Raw genomic sequence first — 23,171 nt, 5'->3', positions numbered from 1 at the left:
GAGGCATGAGAACGCACGATACCGGTAGAGCCGGCCTGGGCGCGATCGTCACGGCGCCGGTCCACGTCGTCATGGGCATTCTCGACACGCCGCTGCGCTGGCTGCAACGTGTTGCCGGAACTGGCGGGATGGCGGCCTTCTTCCTGATGCCGAACATGCTGATCTTCGGCATCTTCGTGCTGCTGCCCTTCTTCATCAACTTCGCCTATTCGATGACCGGCGGCACGGCGCTCTTCCTGCCCGACCGCACCTTCGTCGGCACAGACCAGTATTCGCGCCTCTTCGACTGCGGGAGCTATCTCGATCCGGGCAGTTGCGTCGAGGACACCTTCTGGACAGCGGTCTGGAACACAGCCACGTTCGTCGTGCTTCAGGTCACGCTGATGATCTTGGTCTCGCTCGTCACGGCGCTGATCCTCAATCGCGACCTTGCCGCGCGCAGCTTCTGGCGGGCAGTCTTCTTCTTCCCCGTCCTCTTGTCGCCGGTCGTCGTAGGCCTCATCTGGAAGTGGATCCTCCAGCGACAGGGCCTTCTCAATTTCGGTCTCTACGGCCTCGGTTTCGATCCCTATGTCTGGCTCAACGACCGCAACTGGGCCTTCGCCGCCACCATCGGCGTGTCGATCTGGGCGCATATGGGCTTCTACACCCTGATCCTGCTCGCAGGCCTGCAGGCAATCCCGAAAGACCTCTACGAAGCCGCCGAAATGGACGGCACCCGACCGGCGCGTGCCTTCTGGCGCATCACGCTGCCGCTCCTCATGCCGAACCTTCTCGTCGTCGTGGTGCTCGTGCTGATCCGCGCGGTGCAGATCTTCGATGAGATCTATGTCTTGACCGGCGGAGGGCCCGGGACGAGCACGCTTTATCTCACCCAATACATCTACGAGACCGGCTTTGCCGCCCAGCTGCGCAATCCCGGCCTTGCCGCCGCCGCCTCGATCCTGATGGGCGCCGTGCTCGTGGTCCTCACGCTCGTCCAGCTCGGCCTCGGCCGCTCCGGAGAGAAGAAGGGAGGCCGCAAATGAGCGGGATCATCCGTTTCCTCACGCGCCGGAGAGGCGGCAAGGGCTGGCACTGGACCGACGTGGTCACCTGGGTCTGGCTGATCGGCGGGCTCTTCATCATGTTCGGCCCGGCCGTCTGGCTGGTCGGCTCGTCCTTCAAGTCACCGGCGGCACTCGCCGAATTCCCGCCGACCATCCTGCCCTACGTCACCCAGAAGGTGACGGTCGAGGGCTATGACAAGCCCCTCGATCTCTACGAGGCGACACTCGAAGATGGCAGCACGGCGGTACTCGCGGAAGTGCGCCGCATCGGCGTCGTCAGCCAGATGGTCGACCCGGCAAAGCCCGGCGAGATCATCAAGGTCAACATCGCCAAGCGGCGGCCGGTGCGGGAAATGTCGTTCGCCACGACGAACTACACCGAGCCCTTCACCCATTTCGACTTCGTGCACTATCTCTGGAACTCCGTCTTCGTGACGGTCACGGCGACGCTCATCACGCTCGTCGTTAATTCCATGGCCGCCTTCGCGCTCAGCAAATACGAGTTTCGCGGGCGGGCGCTTGCGATGCTGCTGATCCTGGCGACGCTGATGGTTCCGCTCTCGGTCATCATGGTGCCGCTCTATTCGATCGTTTCTGCGCTCGGCCTCTTCAACAGTCTCTGGGGCGTGATCCTGCCGACGGTCGCCACCCCGACAGGCGTCTTCATCCTGCGCCAGTACATGCTGACCATTCCGGACGAACTGGTCGACGCGGCGCGGATGGACAAGGCGTCGGAATGGCAGATCTACTGGCGCATCATCCTGCCGCTGACGGCGCCGGCACTCGCGGTGCTTGCGATCTTCTCCGTCGTCTGGCGCTGGAACGACTTCCTGTGGCCGCTGATCGTGCTCTCGCGCAAGGAACTCTACACCCTTCAAGTGGGCCTCAGCATCTATTCGGGCGAGCTGAACGTGCAATGGCACTTCATCCTCGCCATGACCGTCGTGACCATGATCCCGGTCGTACTGGTCTTCATCTTTCTGCAGCGCTTCATCACAACCGGCATCGCCGGCACCGGACTGAAATAGGGGAGCATCATGGGACATATCAGGCTCACCAACGTGAAGAAGTCGTTCGGCGCCGTCGACGTGATCCACGACATCAACCTGGAGATCGCGGACGGCGAGTTCGTCGTCTTCGTCGGCCCGTCGGGCTGCGGCAAGTCGACCCTCCTGCGGATGATCGCCGGTCTCGACCGGCCGTCGAGCGGAGAACTCGCAATCGACGGCAAGGTCGTCAACAGCGTGTCCGCCGCCGATCGGGGCCTTGCCATGGTCTTCCAGTCCTATGCGCTCTATCCGCACATGAGCGTGCGGCAAAACCTTGCCTTCGGGCTGGAAAATACCCGCATGCCGAAAGCCGAGATCGCCGAGCGCATCACCGAAGCCGCGCGCATGCTGGAAATCGAGGCCTACCTCGATCGCCGCCCGGGCCAGCTTTCCGGCGGCCAGCGCCAGCGTGTCGCTATCGGCCGCGCCATCGTCCGGCGCCCCGTCGCCTTCCTGCTCGACGAACCGCTGTCGAACCTCGACGCCGAGCTGCGCGGTTCCACTCGCGCCGAGCTTGCCGCGCTCCACGCACGGCTTTCGGCGACGATGATCTACGTGACGCACGATCAGGTCGAAGCGATGACGCTCGCGGACCGTATCGTCGTGCTGCGTGCCGGCCGCATCGAGCAGGTCGGCACGCCGCTCGAGCTCTACAATCGCCCCGCAAACCGCTTCGTCGCCGGCTTCATCGGCTCACCGCACATGAACTTCCTCGACGGAACCGTCGAAGCAGCCGGTCCCGGACGGACCGTCATTTCCCTCGCCGGTGGTCAGCGGCTGGAACTGCCCTCGGCCGGCCCCGTGGGGACGCCAGGGGCTGGTGTGACAGTCGGCGTGCGACCGCAACACATCACGCTCGGTCGCAGCGAGAGCAGCCTCTCTGCAAAGCTCACGCTCGTCGAGGCACTCGGCGCCGAGACGGTGTTCCATGCCAACCTCGCGGGCCAAAAGATCCTCATCGTCGCCCCCGGCCAGCACGACCTCGCACCGGGGGCAACGATCGACCTCTCTTTCGCAAGCGCCCCGATCCATCTCTTCAGCGAAGCGGGGCTACGCCTCCAGGACGCTATCTGACGGCTTCACAAACCTCCTGTCTCCGGTGCGGGCACCGGGACGCGACCGCCCTGTCTTCGGGCCCTATACCGTTCGCTGGCTGCCGCGGGCAAAGACCCGAGCGCCTTCCAGCCCCACCTTGTGAGAAATTTATCTCTTGGCTGCTGGGGTAACACGCTGTAATCCCATCATCATCGCTGCCAGACGAACGCATCGTTGCTTTCGGGGAGATAAATATTTACTAAACAATCTTGAAGTCTTCCTCATGACGACGGTTGATCAAGACACCTGAAAAGACGGAATGACGGAATGGTAACGATCAAGGAAATCGCCAAGGCCGTGGGCGTATCCTCCGCGACCGTGTCGCGGGTGCTGAATTACGACCCTGCCCTGTCGATCTCCCCCGCCAAGCGGCAGGCGATCATCGAAACGGCGGAGGCGCTGAACTACGAGACGCCGCGCAACCGCAACAGGGCGAGCGGCCAGACCGCACCGAGCCTGCTCACCAAGCTCGTCATCGTGCACTTCCTTGAGCCGTCCGACGAAATTGCCGACCCCTACTACATCGGCGTGCGCCTCGGCATCGAGACGCGCTGCCGTGATCTCCGGACCGAGATCGTCAAGGTCTTCCACTCCGACGCCCTTCCCGAGGCCGGATTGCTCGCGGGCGCTTCCGGCGTCATCGTCATCGGCAAGCATTCCGATCATGAGATTGCCTGGCTGAAGCAGCACGCGCGACACCTCGTCTTTGCCGATTTCGATCCGAACGACGACGCACTCGACAGCGTCTTCTCCGACGTGGAACTCGCGACGATGAAGATCCTCGACGCCCTAAAGGCCGGCGGCTATAGCCGAATCGGCTTCATCGGCAGTCATGAGAGACTGAACGACAGCGTACAGCGCTTCGCCGAAAAGCGTTGTGCGGCCTATATCGACTGGCAGAGAAAGAACGGCACTTTCGAGCCGGACCTGCTCGCCCTCGCCGACTGTTCCACAGGACAGAGCCTGCGGCTCGAAACGGGCTATCGTCTTGCCCACGAATTGCTGGCGCTGGCGCAGCGGCCGGACGTCATCGTGACCTCGAACGACAACATGGCGATCGGCGCCTACCGGGCATTCCAGGAAGCCGGTCTTTCCATTCCGAAAGACATCGCCGTCGTCTCGTTCAACGACATTCCCGTCGCCCAGTTCCTCACCCCGCCGCTCACCACCGTTCGCATCCACAGCGAGCATATCGGCGAGACGGCCGTCGACCTGCTGCTCGAACGCCTTTCCGGACGCAGTTACGGGAAGCAGGTGCGCATCGCGACGGAACTGATCTGGCGCGACAGCTGCCGCAAGCCCCGGTAAATCCGGGCGATTTGCGTCATTCGCGATCGCGATAAATATTTACTAAATTTTCCTTGCGCAGTCCTCCGATTTCGGTAAATCTTGCGCTGACGGCAGAGAGGGAACCTGCCGCTAGCGTTTCTTGGGAGGAAACAATGGACAACAGGACGATTCTGTCTCGCTTTGCGGCCGGCGCGCTCGCCGGTGCGAGCCTTCTCGCATCCACCGCAGCCTTCGCCGGCGAAATCACCATCTGGTGCTGGGACCCGAACTTCAACGTCGCGATCATGAAGGAAGCCGGCGCGCGTTACACCGCAAAGCACCCGGAGACCACCTTCAACGTGGTCGACTTCGCCAAGGCGGACGTGGAGCAGAAGCTCCAGACGGCGCTCTCCTCCGGCACCACCGACGCGCTACCGGATATCGTCCTGATCGAGGATTACGGCGCACAGAAATACCTGCAGTCCTTCCCCGGCGCCTTCGCCGCCCTTTCCGGCAAGATCGACCACTCCGGCTTTGCCCCCTACAAGGTCGAGCTGATGACGCTCGACGGCGCGGTCTACGGGGTCCCCTTCGATTCCGGCGTCACCGGGCTTTACTATCGCAAGGATTATCTCGAACAGGCCGGCTTCAAGCCGGAGGACATGCAGGACCTCACCTGGGACCGCTTCATCGAGATCGGCAAGGCGGTGGAGGCAAAGACCGGCAAGAAGATGCTCGGCCTCGACGTCAATGACGCCGGGTTCGTGCGCATCCTGATGCAGTCGGCCGGTAGCTGGTATTTCGACAAGGACGGAAATCTCTCAATCGAAGGCAATGCCGCGCTGAAGGCTGCGCTCGAAACCGAGCAGAAGATTCTGCAGGCCAATATCTACAAGCCTGCCGCCGGCTGGACGGAATGGGTTTCCACCTTCACCTCCGGCGATGCCGCGACGGTCACCACCGGCGTCTGGATCACCGGCACGGTCAAGGCGCAGGCCGATCAGGCCGGCAAGTGGGGCGTTGCCCCCATTCCGAAACTCACCGTCGAGGGCGCATCGAACGCCTCCAACCTCGGCGGTTCCAGCTGGTATGTCATCGACAGTTCGGCCGAGAAGGACGAAGCGATCGACTTCCTCAACGAGATCTACGCCAAGGACGTCGACTTCTACCAGAAGATCCTGACCGAACGCGGCGCCGTCGGTTCGCTGCTTGCCGCCCGCACGGGCCCGGCTTACGGCGAGGCCGATGCCTTCTTCGGCGGAGAGAAGGTCTGGCAGAACTTCTCCGACTGGCTGGCGAAGGTTCCCTCCGTCAACTATGGCATCTTCACCAATGAAGTGGACACGGCGGTCACCGCCCACCTTCCCGACCTTGCCAAGGGCGCTGACGTGGACGAGGTCCTGAAGGCCATCCAGAGCCAGGCCGAGGGCCAGATCCAGTAGTCCCTCCCCCGGTGGGCGGCGGACTCCGCCCCACCTTCCGGAACGTCCTTTCCTCATGAAGGGATGTTCCGGCCCTTGTCTTTGGCGATGAAGGTTTTCCCATGGCTGCCGGAAAAGCAGGCGGATTGAAGCGCTATCACGATCTGAACGGCTGGCTGTTCATCGCACCGTCGATCCTGCTCATCTCGATTTTCCTCGTCTATCCGATCCTGCGCTCGCTTTACCTGTCCTTCTTCTCCGGCAAGGGCATGATGATGAAGTTTGCCGGCTTCGGAAACGTGGTACGCCTTTCGAACGACCCCGTCTTCCTCCAGGCGCTCACCAACACGATCACCTTCTTCGCGGTGCAGGTGCCGATCATGATCGTGCTGGCGTTGCTGCTCGCCGCCGTGCTCAACAATGACCGGCTGAAGTTCATCGGCTTCTTCCGCACCGCGATCTTCCTGCCCTGCGTCGCCTCGCTGGTTGCCTATTCCGTGCTGTTCAAGAGCATGTTTTCCGTCGACGGGGTGGTGAACCAGGCGCTGATGGCGCTTCACCTGACAGATGCACCGATCGGCTGGCTCACCGAGCCCTTCTGGGCAAAGGTGCTCGTGATCCTCGCCATCACCTGGCGCTGGACCGGCTACAACATGATCTTCTATCTCGCGGCCCTCCAGAACATCGACAGGTCGATCTACGAGGCCGCACGGATCGACGGTGTACCGGCCTGGGCGCGCTTCGTCTACATCACCGTGCCGATGCTGAAACCGGTGATCCTCTTCACGACGATCATCTCGACGATCGGTACGATCCAGCTCTTCGACGAGGTCTACAACCTGACCGAAGGCCGCGGCAGTCCCGCAAACGCGACGCTGACGCTCTCGCTCTACATCTACAATCTCACCTTCCGCTTCATGCCGAGCTTCGGCTACGCGGCGACGATCTCCTACGTCATCGTCGTCATGGTGGCGCTCTTCTCCTTCCTGCAGTTCTATGCCGCGAGGGACCGTTCATGAACGCCCCGCGCCTCGGTGCAGCCACACTGCAATACGTCTTTCTCGGCGTCGCCGCCTTTCTCTCGCTCTTCCCATTCTTCTGGATGGTGATCAGCGCGACCAACACGTCGATCGACATCATCAGCGGCAAGACGAGTTTCGGTGGCGCGTTCGCGACGAATGTTGCGAACTTCTTCACGCTGGTCGACGTGCCGCTCGTCTTCTGGAACTCGGCCAAGGTGGCGGTCCTCGCCACGCTTTCCACCATCATCGTCTCGTCGCTGGCCGGCTACGGCTTCGAGATGTTCAAGTCCAAGGCGCGCGACCGGATCTATTCGCTCGTGCTCTTGACGCTGATGGTGCCCTTTGCGGCCCTGATGATCCCGCTTTTCATGATGATGGCGAAGACAGGCCTCATCAACACGCACATCGCGATCGTGCTGCCGACCGTCGCCTCCGCCTTCATCATCTTCTATTTCCGCCAGTCGACCAAAGCCTTCCCGACGGAGCTGCGCGACGCGGCAAAGGTGGATGGCCTCAAGGAATGGCAGATCTTCCTCTACATCTACGTGCCGGTGATGCGCTCCACCTATGCGGCCGCCCTCGTCATCGTCTTCATGACGAACTGGAACAGCTATCTGTGGCCGCTGATCGTGCTGCAGTCGAACGAAACCAAGACGATCACGCTCGTCGTCTCCTCGCTCGCCTCCGCCTATTACCCCGACTACGGCGTGGTCATGATCGGCACGATCCTCGCCACCCTTCCCACCCTGATCATCTTCTTCCTCATGCAGCGCCAGTTCGTGCAGGGCATGCTGGGCTCAGTGAAATAGGAATATGGATCCCATGCGCATTATCGAGAATTTCAACGGCAACTGGCTCTTTCGCCACGGCTTCGAGCCGGCGCGCGTCTCCGCCCTGCAGGAGGGCGAGACCGTTCGCCTGCCGCACAGCGCCGTCGAATTGCCGTACAACTATTTCGACGAGACCGAATACCAGAAGCCGTTCACCTACCAGAAGGTCCTTGCCTGGCGGCCGGAATTCGAGGGCCGCGAGGTTTCGCTCGTCTTCGATGCCGCCATGGCCGACAGCGTCGTCTACCTGAATGGACACGAGATCGTCGCCCACAAGGACGGCTACACACCCTTCGAGGCCCGGCTCACGCCGCATCTCGTGCGCGGCGACAACCTCATCACCGTCAAAGTCGACGGTTCGGAGAACCCGGAAATCCCGCCCTTCGGCGGCCAGATCGACTATCTCTGCTATGCCGGCATCTATCGCGACGTCTGGCTGAAGGTCGCAAGCCCCGTCTCGATCGGGAACCTCAAGATCGAGACGCCGGATGCGCTCGCGGACAAGAAGAGCGTCACCGCGCGCGCCTTCCTCGCCAACCCGGAGGACCGGACCTTCTCCGGCACCCTGACCGCGACAATCGCCGACAGGAGCGGAACCGAGATCGCGTCTGCGTCTGTGGCACTGGACGGCAGAGAAGCGCTCCTCACCTTCTCCGATCTCGCCGGCATCGCGCTCTGGGACATCGACAATCCGACGCTCTACACACTGTCCCTGATGCTCGAGACCGAGCACGGCAAGGACACGTTCACACAGCGCTTCGGCTTCCGTACCGCCCGCTTCACACCGGACGGTTTCTTGCTGAACGACAAGCCGCTGAAGCTGCGCGGGCTCAATCGCCACCAGTCCTGGCCGCACACGGGCTATGCCATGGGCCGGCGCGCCCAGGAGAAGGATGCCGACATCCTGAAACACGACCTCGCCTGCAACATCGTACGCACCTCGCACTATCCGCAGTCGAAGTGGTTCCTCGATCGCTGCGACGAGATCGGCCTCCTCGTCTTCGAGGAGATCCCCGGTTGGCAGCATATCGGCGGCAAGGCCTGGCAGCAGGAATCGATCGAGAACGTCCGCCGCATGATCGAACGCGACTGGAACCATCCCTCGATCATCATCTGGGGCGTGCGCATCAACGAGAGCCAGGACAACCACGACTTCTACGCCGAGACGAACCGGCTCGCCCGTGAACTCGACCCGACGCGCCAAACCGGCGGCGTCCGCTTCATCACCAATTCGGAGCTGCTCGAAGACGTCTACACGATGAACGACTTCATCCTCGGCAACGAGGAGCTGCCCGGCAACAATCGCGGGCGTGTCGTGTTGCGGGACCGGGTCGAGACGACCGGTATCACCCGGCCGATCCCCTACATGATCACTGAGTATAACGGCCACATGTATCCGACCAAGCGCTTCGACCAGGAGCAGCGCCAGGCCGAGCACGTGACCCGTCATCTCCTGGTGCTCAACGCAGCCGCGGGTGACGGCAACATCTCCGGGTCCACCGGCTGGTGCATGTTCGACTACAACACCCATAAGGATTTCGGCTCGGGCGACCGCATCTGCTATCACGGCGTCCTCGACATGTACCGCATCCCGAAGCTGGCGGCCTATGCCTATGCGAGCCAGGGCGACCCGGCAAAGGACGTCGTGCTGCAGCCGGTCACCTTCTGGGCGCGCGGAGAGCGCAATATCGGCGGGGTGCTGCCACTGATCATCCTCACCAATTGCGACTATGTCGACGTCAAGTTCGGCGAATGGCCGGCAAAGCGCGTCTATCCGGACAAGGAAAACTACCCACACCTTCCGCACCCGCCCGTCGTCCTCGACCTGCGGACCGTCACGCAGGAGGAATTCGGCTCCTGGGGTCGCGTCTGGCGCGAGGGAACGATCACCGGCTATCTCGACGGCAAGGTGGCAAAGACGCTGGTCCTGCCTGCAGATCCGGTTCCTGCGACACTGGACGTCAAGGCGGACGACACGGCGCTGCGCGCCGGTGAAAAGGATGCGGTGCGCGTCGTCGTCCGCGCCCTCGACCAGTGTGGCAACCTGCTTCCCTATTTCGAGGAGCCGGTCTCGCTTGCCCTTTCAGGCCCCGGCCGTATCATCGGCCCCGCGGACCATACGCTGAAAGGCGGCGCCACCGGGTTCTGGGTGGAGGCCGGCGACGAGCAGGGCAGCATCGAACTTGTTGTCGCGAGCCGCCGCTTTGCACCTCAATCCGTCACCTTCACTGTCAGCTGAGGTCCCGCCATGGCCGATGTTCGCCTCACCGACATACGCAAGCGCTTCGGCGCCCTGGAGATTATCAAGGGCGTCGACCTGACGATCGGCGCGGGCGAATTCGTCGTCTTCGTCGGCCCCTCGGGCTGCGGCAAGTCGACATTACTGCGCATGATCGCCGGGCTCGAGGACATCACCTCCGGCGAACTCACCATCGGCAGCACCTTGATGAACGACGTCGATCCGTCGAAGCGCGGCATCGCCATGGTTTTCCAGTCCTACGCGCTCTACCCGCACATGACGGTGCGTGAGAACATGGGCTTTGCCCTGAAATTCGCGGGCATGGACCGGCAGGAGATCGACCGGCGCGTCGACGATGCGGCCCGCATCCTCGAGCTCGGTCCCCTGATGGAGCGGAAACCAAAGGCGCTCTCCGGCGGCCAGCGCCAGCGCGTTGCGATCGGTCGCGCCATCGTCCGCCATCCGGACGTCTTCCTCTTCGACGAGCCGCTCTCGAACCTCGACGCGGAACTCCGCGTGCACATGCGCGTCGAGATCGCCAAGCTGCACAAGGCACTGAAGTCAACTATCGTCTACGTCACCCACGACCAGGTTGAGGCGATGACACTCGCAGACAAGATCGTCGTCCTGCGGGCCGGAGTGGTCGAACAGGTGGGCGCGCCGCTCGAACTCTACGACGACCCGGCCAATACCTTCGTCGCCGGCTTCATCGGCTCCCCGCGGATGAACTTCCTGAAAGGCCGGATCGCCGCAGTCGAGGACAGCCATGTGACCGTTGCGCTTGCAAGCCGGCCCGATGTGCGGCTCGACCTTCCCGTCGGCGCAGGCGGGGTTGCTGTCGGCGACGACGTAAGCCTCGGCATCCGGCCGGAGCATTTCCTTCCCGCCGGCGAAGGCGACGCCGACCTGACGATCGATGTCGACGTGGCCGAGCATCTCGGCAATACGAGCTACATCTATGCCGATCTCTCGGCCGACGAACGCATCATCGTCGAGCAGGACGGATTTCGGTTTGAACAGGACTGCAGCCAGCTGACAGTGGGACTTGCGCTCGGCAAGTGCTTCCTCTTCGACGCCGCCGGGGTGCGAATTCGGTAGGCCTCACTCCCGCCCCTCGACTGAGAAACCCGGCACCGCGGGCGACGTGTTGGCCGCGGTCGTTCCGCCGCCATTTCCTGCTGAATTGCCGTCGCGCCGTCCGCACGGCGGCGATCGACCGGCCGGCAAGATGGCTGATCTGGCGGACGAGCCGGAAGTCGTGGTTGATGGAGAGCACCGCAACGCCGAGGTCTGCCTGCAGACCACAGAGATCGACCACCTGTGCCTGGACTGACACGTCGACTGCCGACACCAGCTCGTCGCAGACGAGATTGACGGCCGGGTAATCAACGCGCGCGTCAGCGCGACGCGTTGCCGAGCGCTACCTCTGGCTCGCCCCCTGCAAGAGCCTGTCATAACGTTTTACCTCTGTCAGGACCTCATTGAGACGCTCGATCCCCCGGGCCTGGAGGACTTGCTTCAGTTTGATGAAAACCTCTGCCGTGGCCAAGGTGTCGCCCATTGCCGTATGACGCTGGTTCTGGGGTAAGTCGACTCCGAGCCGGTTCACCAGATCGTCAAGCGTATGATTTTCGCTGAGCCCGAAGACGGCCGCGGACAATAGCACAGTGTCGAGGATCGGATTGACGAACCGGATGCCAAGTTCCGCTTCCCGTCGCCAAAGAAAGGCCATGTCGAAGGGCGCATTGTGTGCGACGATCACGGCGCCCTGGGCGAAAGTGTGAAATCGCTCGACCACTTCCTGCACGCTTGCTGCACCGACGACCATGGCATCGGTCACGCCATGAATGGCCGAAGACGCCCGCGGGATGGAGCGTCCAGGGTTGACGAGCAGATCGAGGGTCTCGCCAGGCACGCGCTTCCCGTTGACAATCCGCACGGCGGCAATTTGGACAATCTCGTCGCCGCGTTCTGGGAAGAGACCGGTCGTCTCGGTATCGAAGACAACGTAGGCCAGATCGTCGAGGCGCGACTCTGCCATCCGCTCCGCCTGCGCGCGCGACAGCAGACCGAAATCATAGACCACCGAGAAGGGCGTGTCGGCGGGGGTCGCTTCGAGCTGCCGGATCGGTCGCAGGAAGACGCTGACCGAAGCATTTTCTTCCTCCCCCCCCGGTGCAAGCGTCGTCGCATGCGCGGCCAGGATCGCATTTGCCGAGAGCCCGCCCGGGCTGCCATCTACCGGTTCGGCCAGCCAACGCTCCAGCTCGGTCTCGGCGAGCGCTCGCCCCCGCCAGCCAAGACGGATCTCGGCTGCATCGCCAACCGCGCGGATTACCAGCTGAAGATCCTCAGCATTGGCCTCAGCCGCTACCTTCTGGGCGATATGGGCAAGCAGCGAGACCATGTCGAAGGCATTGCAGCGGACCGCAAGCGCGCTTGCCTCAACATCAAGAGAAATATCTTCAGATGACAGTAGCCTGCGAAGGCTCGCCGCCAGTTCGCGGGCGTCGACCGGAGCCATTGGCCAGCCGTCGGCACGACAGCTGTCGAACCGGCTCGCGAGATCGGCAAGGATCGCATCAAGCTGCTCAACTTCATCCTTCATCGCTGCCAGCGAAAGTGTTCCGTCGTCGTCGGCCCCAATTCGAGCCGCGAGCGTGCTGACGGTCGGGCGAACACGCTCGAAGATCTCGCTCAGCAAGACGTCGCGCCGTGCGTAGGCTTCGACCTCTCCCGTTACATCGCGCAGCGTCATGACATAGGCCGCGGCATCCCCGCCATTGTCGTGGGCAAGCCGCATCCGCCCGGCCAGGCGCCTGGAGCCGCATGGGCTGCTGCAGACGAACTCAACGATGGAGCCCGGCAGCGCCGACTCGAGCAGACGCTGATGCACCTGGCGAATGGCGCCATCGTTCAGATAATCGAAGAGGTTCTTTCCGAGACAGACAGGGGTCTTCGGCCCGGACAACATCCGATGGGCCACACTGTTATAGAAGACGATGTGATGCCGACCGGTGCACAGGAGCACAGCGGGCGGCACATCGGACAATAGGTGTTCTAGCTTGTTCTTGTCCGAAGCAAGTCGGGCCGTTTCCCGCGCCACCGTCTCGGCAAGTGAATTGCGGCTCTCCGAAAGCGTCGCCGTAGCCGAGGCCGCGGCCTCAGCCAGATCACCCAGATACCGGGCCTGAGCCGCGTCAATCTCGTCCGCCACATCCGCATGCGCGCGCACGCGCAGGGCCCAGGCCAGTTGCTCCATGGGACGCGCCAGATAGGTATCGAACAGGAACCAGACGCCGGCAACGAGCGCAATGATGCCAAAGACGGCGACCACCGCGCCCTGAACAAAGGCATTGAGCATATCGGGACTGCCCTGCCGGTGATATCCGAACCACAGGCCGATCCCGAGCGCCGCAATCGAGCCGAGGGCGATGGCGACGAAGAAGAGAAGGATGCGACCGCGCAGTCCGATTCTCATGATCACTGCTGTATCAACTCCGTTTGCAGGCGATGTCCAGAAGTTGATCGCCAGGCGGCAGGTCCGTCCAGGTCACTCCGCTGATCGTGCCGTCTTCGGCAACCTCAACATCCTTGCCCATGAGATCCGCTCGCCGGCCGCCGGCGCAGTCAAACAGGACCTTGATCCGCGCAGTCGGTTGCCAGCGTGCCGCGAGCAAGAGATCGACCATCACCTGATCGGGCAGGCCGGGATGGCGCTGCACGGTTCTCGTGTCGACGGCGCTGTATCGCGTAACCACCGGACGATAGTAGGACCACGGCCTCCAGAAAGAGCGTTGCTCATTGTTCCAGGCGACGATCACTCCGGCGGGCTGCGTTGCCACATTCCGCTCGAACCAGCTGTACTCGCTCCAGATCGCATAACTCAGCATGCCGAGCCCCGCCGCCGCAGGCACGATCCATTTCGGCAGGAGGCCACGGCTGATCCATCGCAACCCCATTGCAACACCAGCCACGGCCACACCTGCCACGACAGCCGCAATCAACTCGAAAAACACGACATCTAATCCTTTATGCGGGCGCTCGTCCGCTGTTGGCGAGCGCCGATTGCATTGTTCTGACAACGACGAACGCATCCCGCAGATGGGAGCGCTCGAAGTCTCCGTAGTCGTAAGGAGCGAGATAGTTGTCCGGTTTGAGCCCCGCCTTTACCTGGTTCTTCTGATTACGCAGCCTCATTTCGGCAATCAGATCATAGGCGGCAATCAAGTCGCGTGCACCCGCACTGGAGATCACGCCGCTTGCCTCGGCCGCCAGCAGCCTAGCACGCGTATTGACCGGCGGTAACCGCCCCATGAGGCTGTAGACCCGCCCCAGATCGACGACCGGCACGACGCCGTTGTGCTTCATGTCGATATGGTTGCGATGATCCCCACTGCGGATCGTCGCAAAGCCACGCAGAAGGCCGAGGGGGGGCGCGTGCTTGAGGGAATTGCTGACCATATGAGCGACGAAGATCGAATTGCGACTGGCCTTATCGAGAACCTCCGCCTGCAGATCGCGGAACAGCGTTCCCGTGCCAGCTATGGGTCTCAAGTCAAACATGACGCTGGCGAGCATCTGCGCCATGGGTTCCGGGGCCTCGACCCAGCCGAAGAAATAGCCCCGCCATACATGCGCCGGCTGGCACCAGCGTGGATTGGTCGCCATCATGTCACCGGGGCAATAGACATAACCGCACGCATCGAGACCGTCGCTGACCCGGCGGGCAAGCTTTTCAAACCACGGCCGCTGACTCTCGACGAAGCTGTCGTCGATGAAGATACAGTTGTCCTGGTCGCTGACGCCCGTCTGCTCTTGGCGCCCCTGGCTGCCGCAGGCAAGCCAGAGATAGGGCACAGGCGGCGGACCAAGCTCGCGTTCGGCGAGCACGATCAGACGACGGGTCACGGCGTCCGCAACATCCGTAATGAGGCGTGTCACCACCTCATGCGCCTGGTTCCCGCCGACCAACTGCACCAAGAGTTGTGGAATGCGGTCGGTGATCTGGCGCAATTCGGACACGTGTTCGGCGGCGGCGATCTCGCCGATCATCAGAGCCGACGTCGTCGCCTGAAAGCGGGTCAGGTCCGTCTGCGTGACGATCCCCACCAAATGGTCGCTGTCCACCACCGGCAAGTGTCCGACGCCATGCTCCAGCATGAAATTGAGCACATCCGAACCGAGAGCATCTTCGGTCAGCCCAAGCGGCTGCCGCGTCATCACGGCCGAGACGGGTGTCGTGGCTGGATCAAGGCCCTCGGCGACGACCCGCGACGCGAGGTCACGGGTGGTGATGAGGCCGACAAAACGATCCTTCTCCACCACTCCGAGGCTCGAGACCTTCCGGTCCCGCATGAGTTCGGCGGCTTGACGGACACTGTCTCCAGGAGAACAGACGAGCACCGGCTTGGACATGAGGTCGCCGATCTTGCGCAGCGTCATTTCGCTACGCCTGACGTCGGCGACCCGACCGCGGGTGAAGAACCGGGCGTAGACCGGCTGCTCGCTCATCAACCGCTTGAATTCGTGCGCCGGCAGGATCAGCAAGAGAAGATCTGTCAGCGCCCGCGCGCTGGTCACGGCGAGCCCATCGACCATCAGTCCACGCTCACCGAAGGAATTGCGGGCGGAAAGCTGCGAGATGACGGTGCCGGACGAATCCCTTACCTCGACGCTGCCGTCCATCACCAGGAAAAGGCCGGGTAGCAGCTCACCGTGGGCATACACTTCCGTACCGGCTGTCAACTTCTTGCAGACGAAACATCCGGCGACACGCTCCAGTTCCGCGCGCGGCAGGCTGTCGTAGGGGTGAACGGTCTCGAGAAACTTCAGGATATCAGAGGTGGCTGCAGCCATCAGGACCCCAACGGACCGGTCGTGCGGTCGAACCTTGGTTGAGGAAGGTGAACGGGCGGCTTTCGCCGCCCGTTCATTTGTCTATGCGATCTCAGTGACCGGTTGCCTGACCCGCGCCACGCGGCACGCGGATCGATTCCACCAGTTCCTGTACGTGAGCCGGCGGTGCTGCGGTCATCATCGACACGATGTAGGCCGCCGCAAAGTTCAGCAGTGCACCGATCGGACCAAAGGCCGCCGGCGGGATGCCGAACAGGTAGTTGGCAGGTACGTTCTCCAGCATGTTCGTGCCGGCGATGAAGAACCAGCCGAGATAGGTGAACAGATAGAGGCAGGTCACGATCAAGCCGACGAGCATGCCGATGGTCGCGCCGGCCGAGTTGATGCGCTTCGAGAAGATGCCCATCATCAGAACCGGGAAGATGCTCGCTGCGGCAAGGCCGAAGGCCAAGGCCACGGTCTGGGCGGCGAAGCCCGGCGGGTGGAGGCCCAGCAAGGTTGCGACCAAGATCGCGCCGGCCATGGCGACACGAGCGACCATGAGCTCGTTCTTTTCCGAAATGCCCGGAACGAGCCAGTCCTTGATCAGGTCGTGGCTGATCGACGACGAGATGGCCAGCAGAAGACCCGCTGCCGTCGACAGAGCGGCTGCAAGACCGCCAGCTGCGATGAGACCGATGACCCAGCCCGGAAGCTGCGCGATTTCCGGGTTGGCAAGAACCAGGATGTCGTTGTTGATGGTCAGCTCATTGCCAGACCAGCCACGCTCAGCCGCCTGGGCGGCAAAGCCTTCAGCCTTGTCGTTGTAATACTGTATCCGACCGTCGCCGTTCTTGTCCTCGAACTTCAGCAGACCTGTGACTTCCCAGGTCTTCATCCAGTCGGGGCGCTGTTCATAGAGGACAGCCTCGGCCTTCGGACCGTTGGGGAAGATGGTGTTGATGATGTTCAGGCGTGCCATGGCGCCGACAGCCGGAGCCGTCAGGTAGAGCAGCGCAATGAAGACCAGCGCCCAGCCAGCCGACCAGCGTGCGTCGGAGACCTTGGGAACAGTGAAGAAGCGGATGATGACGTGCGGCAGACCGGCGGTACCGATCATCAGCGACAGGGTGAACAGGGTCATGTTCAGCATGGAGCCCTGTGCGGTATAGGCGTTGAAACCGAGGTCGGTGACGACCTGGTCAAGCTTCTGCAGCAGCGGCAGGCCCGATTCGGTATGCGTCGAGAACAGGCCGAGCCATGGCAACGGATTGCCCGTCAGTTGCATCGAGATAAAGATGGCAGGGATCGTGTAGGCGATGATCAGCACGACATACTGGGCAACCTGCGTGTAGGTGATGCCCTTCATGCCGCCGAGAACCGCATAGGCGAAGACGACAGCCGCGGCGATCCATAGACCGGTCGAGGCCTCGACTTCAAGAAAGCGCGAGAATGCGACGCCGGCGCCGGTCATCTGGCCGATAACATAGGTTGTCGAGATGATGATCAGGCAGATGACCGCGACAAGTCGCGCGCTCTGGCTGTAGAAACGGTCGCCGATGAATTGCGGCACGGTATACTTGCCGAACTTGCGCAGGTAAGGCGCCAGCAGCAGTGCGAGCAGCACGTAGCCGCCGGTCCAGCCCATCAGGTAGGTGGAGTTGGCATATCCAACGCCGGCGATCAGGCCAGCCATGGAGATGAACGAAGCCGCAGACATCCAGTCCGCAGCCGTCGCCATGCCGTTCAGCACGGGATGAACGCCGCGGTTTGCGGCGTAGAATTCAGCAGTGGAGCCGGCGCGGCTCCAGATTGCGATACCGATGTAGAGCGCAAAGGAGGCGCCCACAATCAAAAGATTAAGGGTATACTGTTCCATATGGAATGTCCGCCTTACTGCTCGTCGACGCCGAATTCGCGGTCGATCTTGTTCATGTACATCGCGTAATAGAAAATCAGCGCGATAAAGACGACGATCGAACCTTGCTGGGCGAACCAGAAACCAAGGTCAGTGCCGCCGACGGCTATACCGGACAGCATGGGACGCAGCAGGATGCCGAATCCGTAAGATACGATCGCCCAGATAGCCAGACATATGTAGATAATGCGAATATTCGCTGCCCAGTAGGCATTGGACGACTTGTCCGTCATGAATGATCCTCCCTCTGCTTTCAGACATCAACGATGCCTGAACTCCTCCACCACGCCGCAGGACCGGACGAGCATGGTGTCGTCGGCCGTATAACCGCTCCTCAGTAATACGGACTCCCCCGCAGCATGGTCAGACTAGCCTGCCAAAGGGAACTTCCAAGCCCACGATTGGTCGTAAGACCAAAGTCTTACGTGGTAGGTCGGCAGAGCCGGCTTGGCATGTTTGAACAGTTTGCCGCCGATTGTATGAATAGCCCCGTGTTTCGTCGACACTCCATGAATCAGACAATCCTCATGGGGAGAATCCCTTTCCGCTACATGCGGTAATCCGTCCACACCGCCCAGCTTGTGGCATAGCCGTTACTTGGTACATGGACGCTGTCCCAAGATCCGAAGAACATAGGTTGTGCAGCGCCAGATTGATGAAGCGCGACCGGTTCGATTCATCGGTCGCGCCCCGGTTTTGTTGGACGGCTATTTGTTTGCGTTCAGGTGCGCTTCGACGAGCGTTGCGAAAAGCACAGGAGTCTCCTGCATCGGATAGTGGCCAGCATTGTCGATGTACTCGAAATGGATGTTGGGCAGCCACTTTGCGAGCGTCTTTGAGTAGTAGGCCTCCTGGAAGCCCGGCAGATCGTTGCGCCCTCCGATAACGAGCACGGGCGTGTCGACGTTGGCTGCAGCAAGTTCCGCAGAGAAGTCCTCATCGAGCCACATCGCGTAATAGCCTCGTAAGGCTTGCGGACGCGACGATGCGCGGCTGAGATTTGTCTTCCTGGCAGCCCAGGCGCCGTTCAGCTTGCCATTGGTCAGCGCGCCGAAGGCATTGCGTGCGGTCTCATCGTCTGTAATTGCCGCCGCGAGGAACGCTCTTTCCTCGTCGCTGGCGGGATAGCCGTCAGGCGTCACAGGAGTGACCGCGACATAGCTCTTGATCCTGTGAGCGCCGTGCCAATCGAGGAGCAGGGTTTTGAAACCCGCCATTCCGTTCATGGAATGGCCAACAAGATGGAATTTCTCCCATCCTAGATGTTCGGCGAGCCGGAGCGTGTCGCCGGCGATTTCATCGGAGGTATAGTTCCCCGTCAATCCTTTTGACGCTCCGTAGCCCCGCACTTCCACGAACGCGTAGGTATAGGTTCCGGTGTCGAGCCAGGGACGCACTGTGTCGTAATTGGTAGCATCGCTCATCCAGTCGTGAAAAACGATCACCTTCTCCGGACCCGAGCCAAACAGCTCATGTCCTAGAATGGGAGAATCCCCGCCTGTGGCGGGGGCCGCAAACAACGCGGTAGCGGCAGCCGCTAAAATTGTATTTCGAAGCATTTTTCTTTCTCCTTCGTAGTGAGGCGTCCGGCGCCGATCAGCTCGAGGAAAATGTTTGCAAAGGGAGTAATTTGCAAGTACGCACAAATATCACTTATAGTGTCAAAAATTACTCTATTGGAGAAAACATGGCGAAAATGGGAACTGCCGGATCGCGTAAAGCGCGACACCAGGACCCGGAGCACTGCCCGGTCGAGGCTGCGCTGAACAAGATCGGCGGCAAATGGAAGGGATTGATCATTCTGCGACTGCTCGTCCGTACGCGACGTTTCAACGAGCTGCTCCGTAGCCTGCCCGGATGTACACAACGCATGCTGACGAACCAGCTCCGCGAGCTTGAAGCAGATGGGATCGTGCACCGGGAGGTCTATCCCGAGGTTCCTCCAAGAGTTGAGTATTCGCTGACCGAAACGGGTCGAGAACTGATGCCGGTCATTCGCGCGATGTGCGAATGGGGACAGAAACACGTTCAACATGTAGAGCCGGACTTCGAAACGGTTCTGGAAAACGCGGCGTGACGCCCGAGTGCGACGCTTCGAAACCCGAGGTTCGGGATGACAAGGCCTTGTGGCACGCCGAGCAAGGATCGCGCGCCAGGCGGTGTGGACGGATGGCCGCATGTAGCGGAAAAAGGCTTCTCCCCATGAGGATTGTCTGTTTCATGGAGCGTCGACTGATCTGGAGGCAATTGCGCCGAAACCAGACTGTCAACATCCGGCCCTGCAGCAGCTTATCTACTTAGCGCCTCCATTCCGGCCATTCGACGCTGCCGCTAGAACTCCGGAAAGCCGCCGCTCGCAAACTACGGCCGATATCGCATTGCCTCCAGGAACATGGCAAAGGCAGGCGAGGCCAGCCGTCGGTTGGGGTAATAAAGGTGATAGCCCTGCACGACAGGACACCAGTCATTCAGGACCACCTGCAATCGGCCGTCGTCGATATAGGGACGCGCGAGGTCTTCCGGGACATAGGCGAGCCCGAGGTTGTCGACGGCAGCATGCAGCACGGGAAAAATGCTGTCGAAAATGGCTTGTCCTGCGACCCTGATCTCTAACTCTCGTCCATCTTTCTCGAATTCCCATGCATAGAGACCACCGGCAGACGCCATGCGCAGGTTGATGCATTGATGATTGGTCAAATCGCCGGGGTGCTCTGGCGGTGACCGACGTGCAAAATAGTCGGGCGTGCCAACAACAATGAACCTCCAATCCGGGCCGATGCGGACCGCAATCATATCCTTGCTGATCGACTCGCCCAGCCTGACGCCGGCGTCGAAATGTTCGCCCACGATATCGATAAATCCGTCGTTGATGGATACCTCGACACTGATGTCGGGAAATTCGGTCAGAAACGTCGCCAGTTTTGGCCGCAGGACCATTTCCATCGCGTGGATTGCGGAACTGATGCGGATCGTGCCGGACGGCTTGTCGCGCAATTCGCTCAAGGCGTCGATTTCCGTGCGGATCTGATCGAAATGCGTTGCGACTGATCGATAGAGCCGCTCGCCCGCCTCGGTCGTCGACACGCTGCGGGTCGTCCGCGTGAGAAGCCGAAGGCCAAGCCGCTCTTCGAGCCCGCGGATCGTATGACTGAGCGCTGACGTCGAGACACCCAGCTTGGCGGCCGCCTTGGTGAAGCTGCTGTCATTGGCAACAGCGATAAACGCCCTCAGTTCGCTGAACTCGTCACGCGCCACTATGAAATCCTGCTCAATAGTTCATCCAGTTTATAGCGCCTAATCGAATAGCGCATCCGCCCTTATCTTGCCAGCACACAAGGCATCCGAGGGAAGGACGCATCACATGGAAATCACTCGCGCAGAAAGCCGCCCGGCCGGCCCCGGCCCGACCGACTGGTTCACCGGGTCGGTCCAGGTCGAAATGCTCTTCAATCCGTTCGACAAGGAACGTGCACAGGGAGCAAGCGTCACGTTTCAGCCGAACGCGCGCACAGCCTGGCACACGCATCCGCTCGGCCAGACGCTCATTGTGACATCTGGCGTCGGGCGCGTGCAGCGCTGGGGCGGCCCAATCGAGGAAATCAGGGTTGGCGACGTGGTGTGGTTTGCGCCAGGTGAAAAGCACTGGCATGGCGCAGCACCTCGCACGGCGATGACCCACACGGCCATCCAGGAAGTCCAAAACGGCAAGGCTGTCGACTGGATGGAAAAGGTGACGGACGAGCAATACGCCGCCTGAACAGCGAAAAGCAAAAAAGGAGAACTGACCGTGATCAAAGATAAAGTCGTCATCATCACCGGTGCGTCGTCGGGTATTGGCGAAGCGACCGCCAAAGAACTGGCTTCCAGGGGCGCCAAGGTTATTCTGGGCGCACGGCGTGAGGACAAGCTGAAAAAGATTGCAGACGACATCAAGGCTGCGGGCGGCGAAGCCATCTATGCTGCTCTCGACGTCACCAGGCCCGAAAGTAACGATGCGATCGTCAAGCTTGCCAAGGACACCTACGGCAAGGTCGACGTGATCTTTCTCAACGCCGGCATCATGCCGGTTTCCAACGTTTCGGCACTCAAGACGAACGAATGGAAGCAGATGGTCGACGTCAACATCAACGGCGTTCTGAACGGTGTTGCTGCTGTCATGCCGATCTTCACCGCGCAGAAATCCGGTCAGGTAATCGCCGTATCTTCGGTTGCCGGCATCAAGGCTTATCCGGGCACGGCCGTTTACGGTGGCACGAAGTGGTTCGTTCGCGACTTCATGGAATGCCTGCGCATGGAATCGGCTATGGAAGGCACCAACATCCGCACCGCGACTCTCTATCCGGCTGCGATCAACACCGAACTGCTCGACACCATTACCGATGAAGGTGCAGCACAGGGCATGGCCGGTCTTTACGCCGCATTCGGCATTTCGCCGGAACGCATTGCGAATGTCGTCTCCTTCGCCGTCGACATGCCGGAAGACACCACGGTCAACGAATTCACCGTCGGGCCCGCCAAGCAGCCCTGGTAAACATCGGCCCTGAGCGGCGGCCCGGCGTCAAGCGGGGTCGTACGTCTCGGCGCGAGCGGCTACGCGCCTTCGTTACGGACATTTCCGACATTACGTCTCGGCGCTGACAGCGGCCACTAACTGCCGGTATTGAATATGTTACACTTTGGCCGCTAACAACCCTGCGCTTTGCGGAAAGCGCTCACGTGAGGCCCCGGTAAATCAACACCGCTGCAGCCGCCGCAGAGATGATTAGCAACATCAGACGGAAGCGTTTGTCGAAGCCCGAGCTCAGCTTTCTGGCGATGAACGTTCCCAGGAGCATGGGCGGCACCATCAAAAGCGCCAGCAGGAAGTCGTCAGGCTTTCCCCAACCACTGATGTAAAGCCCCAGGAGAGAAAGCGCAGAGCCGATGGAAAAGAAGGCCGCCAGTGTCGGGCGGGCCTCGTGCGACGACCGGCTTTGATAGATGAGCGCCATGGGCGGCGCGCCGACCGATGTGATCGTGCCCATCAGCCCGGAAAAGGTGGACATGATGAGCAAGGTGAAGCTGTTGAAAGGCAGCCGCCAGCCGGACAGGGAAAGCAGAACGGCGCTGCCGATCAGCGCACCGAAGACGAGGACGAAAATATGCTGGTTCGCCAGACTGGCCAATAGCAGGGAGCCCGCGCAAACGCCGACAATGCGTCCGGCGATGCCGGTCCGCAATTCGCTCCACCGGATCGACCCGTGTTCGCGCCAAGCCGCCCAGACGGATGTTGCGACTGCGAGGATCAGGACAGGTCCCGGCACCATATTCGGATCGATGAGGGCCAGGAGCGGCGCCGACGCGAGGCCGAAGCCCATGCCGAGGCCGGCCTGCACGACGGAGGCTGCGGCCACGATAGCAAAGATCGCGGCCAGCAGCACAGGCGAAGAGAGAATATCCAT

20 protein-coding genes and 1 pseudogene are annotated in these 23,171 nt (G+C 61.4%); 12 read left to right on the top strand and 9 right to left on the bottom strand.

The window, feature by feature from the left end; translation table 11 throughout:
• Positions 1-5: 5 nt before the first annotated feature.
• The 9 genes from NHF53_RS16340 (at position 6) to NHF53_RS16300 (ending at position 11,072) form a co-directional block, all read left to right on the top strand.
• On the top strand, positions 6-1,028 hold the full coding sequence (locus NHF53_RS16340) for a carbohydrate ABC transporter permease (RefSeq protein ID WP_252835192.1): 1,023 nt from the start codon (positions 6-8) through the stop codon (positions 1,026-1,028).
• Positions 1,025-2,077 carry a carbohydrate ABC transporter permease gene (locus NHF53_RS16335; protein ID WP_252835191.1) on the top strand — a complete coding sequence of 351 codons (1,053 nt, stop codon included), beginning with the start codon at positions 1,025-1,027 and terminating at the stop codon, positions 2,075-2,077. The genes NHF53_RS16340 and NHF53_RS16335 overlap by 4 nt, the downstream gene beginning before the upstream one ends.
• Positions 2,078-2,086: 9 nt before the next feature.
• On the top strand, positions 2,087-3,172 hold the full coding sequence (locus tag NHF53_RS16330) for an ABC transporter ATP-binding protein (protein WP_252835190.1): 1,086 nt from the start codon (positions 2,087-2,089) through the stop codon (positions 3,170-3,172).
• A gap of 288 nt (positions 3,173-3,460) precedes the next feature.
• Positions 3,461-4,501, top strand: a complete 1,041-nt coding sequence (locus NHF53_RS16325; protein WP_252835189.1) for a LacI family DNA-binding transcriptional regulator — start codon at positions 3,461-3,463, stop codon at positions 4,499-4,501.
• Between the two features lie 134 nt (positions 4,502-4,635).
• Entirely contained in the window at positions 4,636-5,904 is a 1,269-nt protein-coding gene (locus NHF53_RS16320) for an extracellular solute-binding protein (protein ID WP_252835188.1), read from the top strand.
• A 101-nt stretch (positions 5,905-6,005) separates the two neighbouring features.
• On the top strand, positions 6,006-6,902 hold the full coding sequence (locus tag NHF53_RS16315) for a carbohydrate ABC transporter permease (RefSeq protein ID WP_252835187.1): 897 nt from the start codon (positions 6,006-6,008) through the stop codon (positions 6,900-6,902).
• Positions 6,899-7,714: a carbohydrate ABC transporter permease gene (locus tag NHF53_RS16310; protein ID WP_252835186.1), complete on the top strand. Its 816-nt coding sequence runs from the start codon at positions 6,899-6,901 to the stop codon at positions 7,712-7,714. Before NHF53_RS16315 ends, NHF53_RS16310 begins: the two co-directional genes overlap by 4 nt.
• Positions 7,715-7,727: 13 nt before the next feature.
• Positions 7,728-9,974, top strand: coding sequence for a glycoside hydrolase family 2 protein (locus NHF53_RS16305; protein WP_252835185.1), 2,247 nt, complete (start codon positions 7,728-7,730; stop codon positions 9,972-9,974).
• A gap of 9 nt (positions 9,975-9,983) precedes the next feature.
• Positions 9,984-11,072, top strand: a complete 1,089-nt coding sequence (locus NHF53_RS16300; RefSeq protein WP_252835184.1) for an ABC transporter ATP-binding protein — start codon at positions 9,984-9,986, stop codon at positions 11,070-11,072.
• A gap of 133 nt (positions 11,073-11,205) precedes the next feature.
• Here NHF53_RS16300 and NHF53_RS24325 read toward each other — a convergent pair.
• From NHF53_RS24325 to NHF53_RS16265, 7 genes and pseudogenes are all read right to left on the bottom strand, one after another.
• A pseudogene (locus NHF53_RS24325) lies at positions 11,206-11,399 on the bottom strand (peptide ABC transporter ATP-binding protein); the annotation flags it as partial.
• Positions 11,395-12,015: a PolC-type DNA polymerase III gene (locus NHF53_RS24320; RefSeq protein WP_374591249.1), complete on the bottom strand. Its 621-nt coding sequence runs from the start codon at positions 12,013-12,015 to the stop codon at positions 11,395-11,397. The gene NHF53_RS24320 and the pseudogene NHF53_RS24325, both read right to left, overlap by 5 nt.
• Positions 12,016-13,468: 1,453 nt before the next feature.
• Entirely contained in the window at positions 13,469-13,993 is a 525-nt protein-coding gene (locus tag NHF53_RS16285; RefSeq protein WP_252835183.1) for a hypothetical protein, read from the bottom strand.
• A gap of 13 nt (positions 13,994-14,006) precedes the next feature.
• Positions 14,007-15,833, bottom strand: a complete 1,827-nt coding sequence (locus tag NHF53_RS16280) for a DUF294 nucleotidyltransferase-like domain-containing protein (RefSeq protein ID WP_252835182.1) — start codon at positions 15,831-15,833, stop codon at positions 14,007-14,009.
• 91 nt (positions 15,834-15,924) lie between these two features.
• Positions 15,925-17,691, bottom strand: a complete 1,767-nt coding sequence (locus tag NHF53_RS16275) for a sodium:solute symporter family protein (protein WP_252835181.1) — start codon at positions 17,689-17,691, stop codon at positions 15,925-15,927.
• A gap of 14 nt (positions 17,692-17,705) precedes the next feature.
• Complete coding sequence (locus NHF53_RS16270) at positions 17,706-17,963, bottom strand: DUF4212 domain-containing protein (RefSeq protein WP_114363391.1); 258 nt, start codon at positions 17,961-17,963, stop codon at positions 17,706-17,708.
• Between the two features lie 474 nt (positions 17,964-18,437).
• On the bottom strand, positions 18,438-19,289 hold the full coding sequence (locus NHF53_RS16265; protein ID WP_252835180.1) for an alpha/beta fold hydrolase: 852 nt from the start codon (positions 19,287-19,289) through the stop codon (positions 18,438-18,440).
• Between NHF53_RS16265 and NHF53_RS16260 the strand changes: the two genes are divergently transcribed.
• Positions 19,274-19,807: a helix-turn-helix domain-containing protein gene (locus tag NHF53_RS16260; RefSeq protein ID WP_308218670.1), complete on the top strand. Its 534-nt coding sequence runs from the start codon at positions 19,274-19,276 to the stop codon at positions 19,805-19,807. The two genes, NHF53_RS16265 and NHF53_RS16260, sit on opposite strands and share 16 nt — an antisense overlap.
• A 284-nt stretch (positions 19,808-20,091) precedes the next feature.
• On the opposite strand, the gene NHF53_RS16255 is transcribed toward NHF53_RS16260, so the two are convergent.
• Positions 20,092-20,985 carry a LysR family transcriptional regulator gene (locus NHF53_RS16255; RefSeq protein ID WP_252835179.1) on the bottom strand — a complete coding sequence of 298 codons (894 nt, stop codon included), beginning with the start codon at positions 20,983-20,985 and terminating at the stop codon, positions 20,092-20,094.
• 106 nt (positions 20,986-21,091) lie between these two features.
• On the opposite strand from NHF53_RS16255, the gene NHF53_RS16250 reads away from it, so the two are divergent.
• Together NHF53_RS16250 and NHF53_RS16245 are read left to right on the top strand one after the other, a co-directional pair.
• Positions 21,092-21,487: a cupin domain-containing protein gene (locus NHF53_RS16250; protein ID WP_252835178.1), complete on the top strand. Its 396-nt coding sequence runs from the start codon at positions 21,092-21,094 to the stop codon at positions 21,485-21,487.
• A gap of 30 nt (positions 21,488-21,517) precedes the next feature.
• The gene (locus tag NHF53_RS16245) at positions 21,518-22,261 is read left to right on the top strand and encodes an SDR family oxidoreductase (protein ID WP_114363395.1); all 744 of its coding nucleotides are present in this window, start codon (positions 21,518-21,520) and stop codon (positions 22,259-22,261) included.
• 181 nt (positions 22,262-22,442) lie between these two features.
• Here NHF53_RS16245 and NHF53_RS16240 read toward each other — a convergent pair whose 3' ends face one another.
• Entirely contained in the window at positions 22,443-23,171 is a 729-nt protein-coding gene (locus NHF53_RS16240; RefSeq protein WP_252835177.1) for a sulfite exporter TauE/SafE family protein, read from the bottom strand.

This window comes from Ciceribacter sp. RN22, assembly GCF_024054295.1.
GTDB lineage: Bacteria > Pseudomonadota > Alphaproteobacteria > Rhizobiales > Rhizobiaceae > Allorhizobium > Allorhizobium lividum.
The sequence above is the reverse complement of the archived record's forward strand: the minus strand, read 5'-3'. Positions and strand labels throughout refer to the sequence as shown.

What these genes read in the sequence shown, in the direction of transcription:
- NHF53_RS16310 (WP_252835186.1), top strand. Translation starts at nt 6,899, where the DNA reads ATGAACGCCCCGCGCCTCGGTGCAGCCACACTGCAATACGTCTTTCTC.
- NHF53_RS16270 (WP_114363391.1), bottom strand. Translation starts at nt 17,963, where the DNA reads ATGACGGACAAGTCGTCCAATGCCTACTGGGCAGCGAATATTCGCATT.
- NHF53_RS16240 (WP_252835177.1), bottom strand. Translation starts at nt 23,171, where the DNA reads ATGGATATTCTCTCTTCGCCTGTGCTGCTGGCCGCGATCTTTGCTATC.
- NHF53_RS16330 (WP_252835190.1), top strand. Translation starts at nt 2,087, where the DNA reads ATGGGACATATCAGGCTCACCAACGTGAAGAAGTCGTTCGGCGCCGTC.
- NHF53_RS16250 (WP_252835178.1), top strand. Translation starts at nt 21,092, where the DNA reads ATGGAAATCACTCGCGCAGAAAGCCGCCCGGCCGGCCCCGGCCCGACC.
- NHF53_RS16305 (WP_252835185.1), top strand. Translation starts at nt 7,728, where the DNA reads ATGCGCATTATCGAGAATTTCAACGGCAACTGGCTCTTTCGCCACGGC.
- NHF53_RS16275 (WP_252835181.1), bottom strand. Translation starts at nt 17,691, where the DNA reads ATGGAACAGTATACCCTTAATCTTTTGATTGTGGGCGCCTCCTTTGCG.
- NHF53_RS16300 (WP_252835184.1), top strand. Translation starts at nt 9,984, where the DNA reads ATGGCCGATGTTCGCCTCACCGACATACGCAAGCGCTTCGGCGCCCTG.
- NHF53_RS16340 (WP_252835192.1), top strand. Translation starts at nt 6, where the DNA reads ATGAGAACGCACGATACCGGTAGAGCCGGCCTGGGCGCGATCGTCACG.
- NHF53_RS16320 (WP_252835188.1), top strand. Translation starts at nt 4,636, where the DNA reads ATGGACAACAGGACGATTCTGTCTCGCTTTGCGGCCGGCGCGCTCGCC.
- NHF53_RS16265 (WP_252835180.1), bottom strand. Translation starts at nt 19,289, where the DNA reads ATGCTTCGAAATACAATTTTAGCGGCTGCCGCTACCGCGTTGTTTGCG.
- NHF53_RS16335 (WP_252835191.1), top strand. Translation starts at nt 1,025, where the DNA reads ATGAGCGGGATCATCCGTTTCCTCACGCGCCGGAGAGGCGGCAAGGGC.
- NHF53_RS24320 (WP_374591249.1), bottom strand. Translation starts at nt 12,015, where the DNA reads ATGGCAGAGTCGCGCCTCGACGATCTGGCCTACGTTGTCTTCGATACC.
- NHF53_RS16315 (WP_252835187.1), top strand. Translation starts at nt 6,006, where the DNA reads ATGGCTGCCGGAAAAGCAGGCGGATTGAAGCGCTATCACGATCTGAAC.
- NHF53_RS16325 (WP_252835189.1), top strand. Translation starts at nt 3,461, where the DNA reads ATGGTAACGATCAAGGAAATCGCCAAGGCCGTGGGCGTATCCTCCGCG.
- NHF53_RS16280 (WP_252835182.1), bottom strand. Translation starts at nt 15,833, where the DNA reads ATGGCTGCAGCCACCTCTGATATCCTGAAGTTTCTCGAGACCGTTCAC.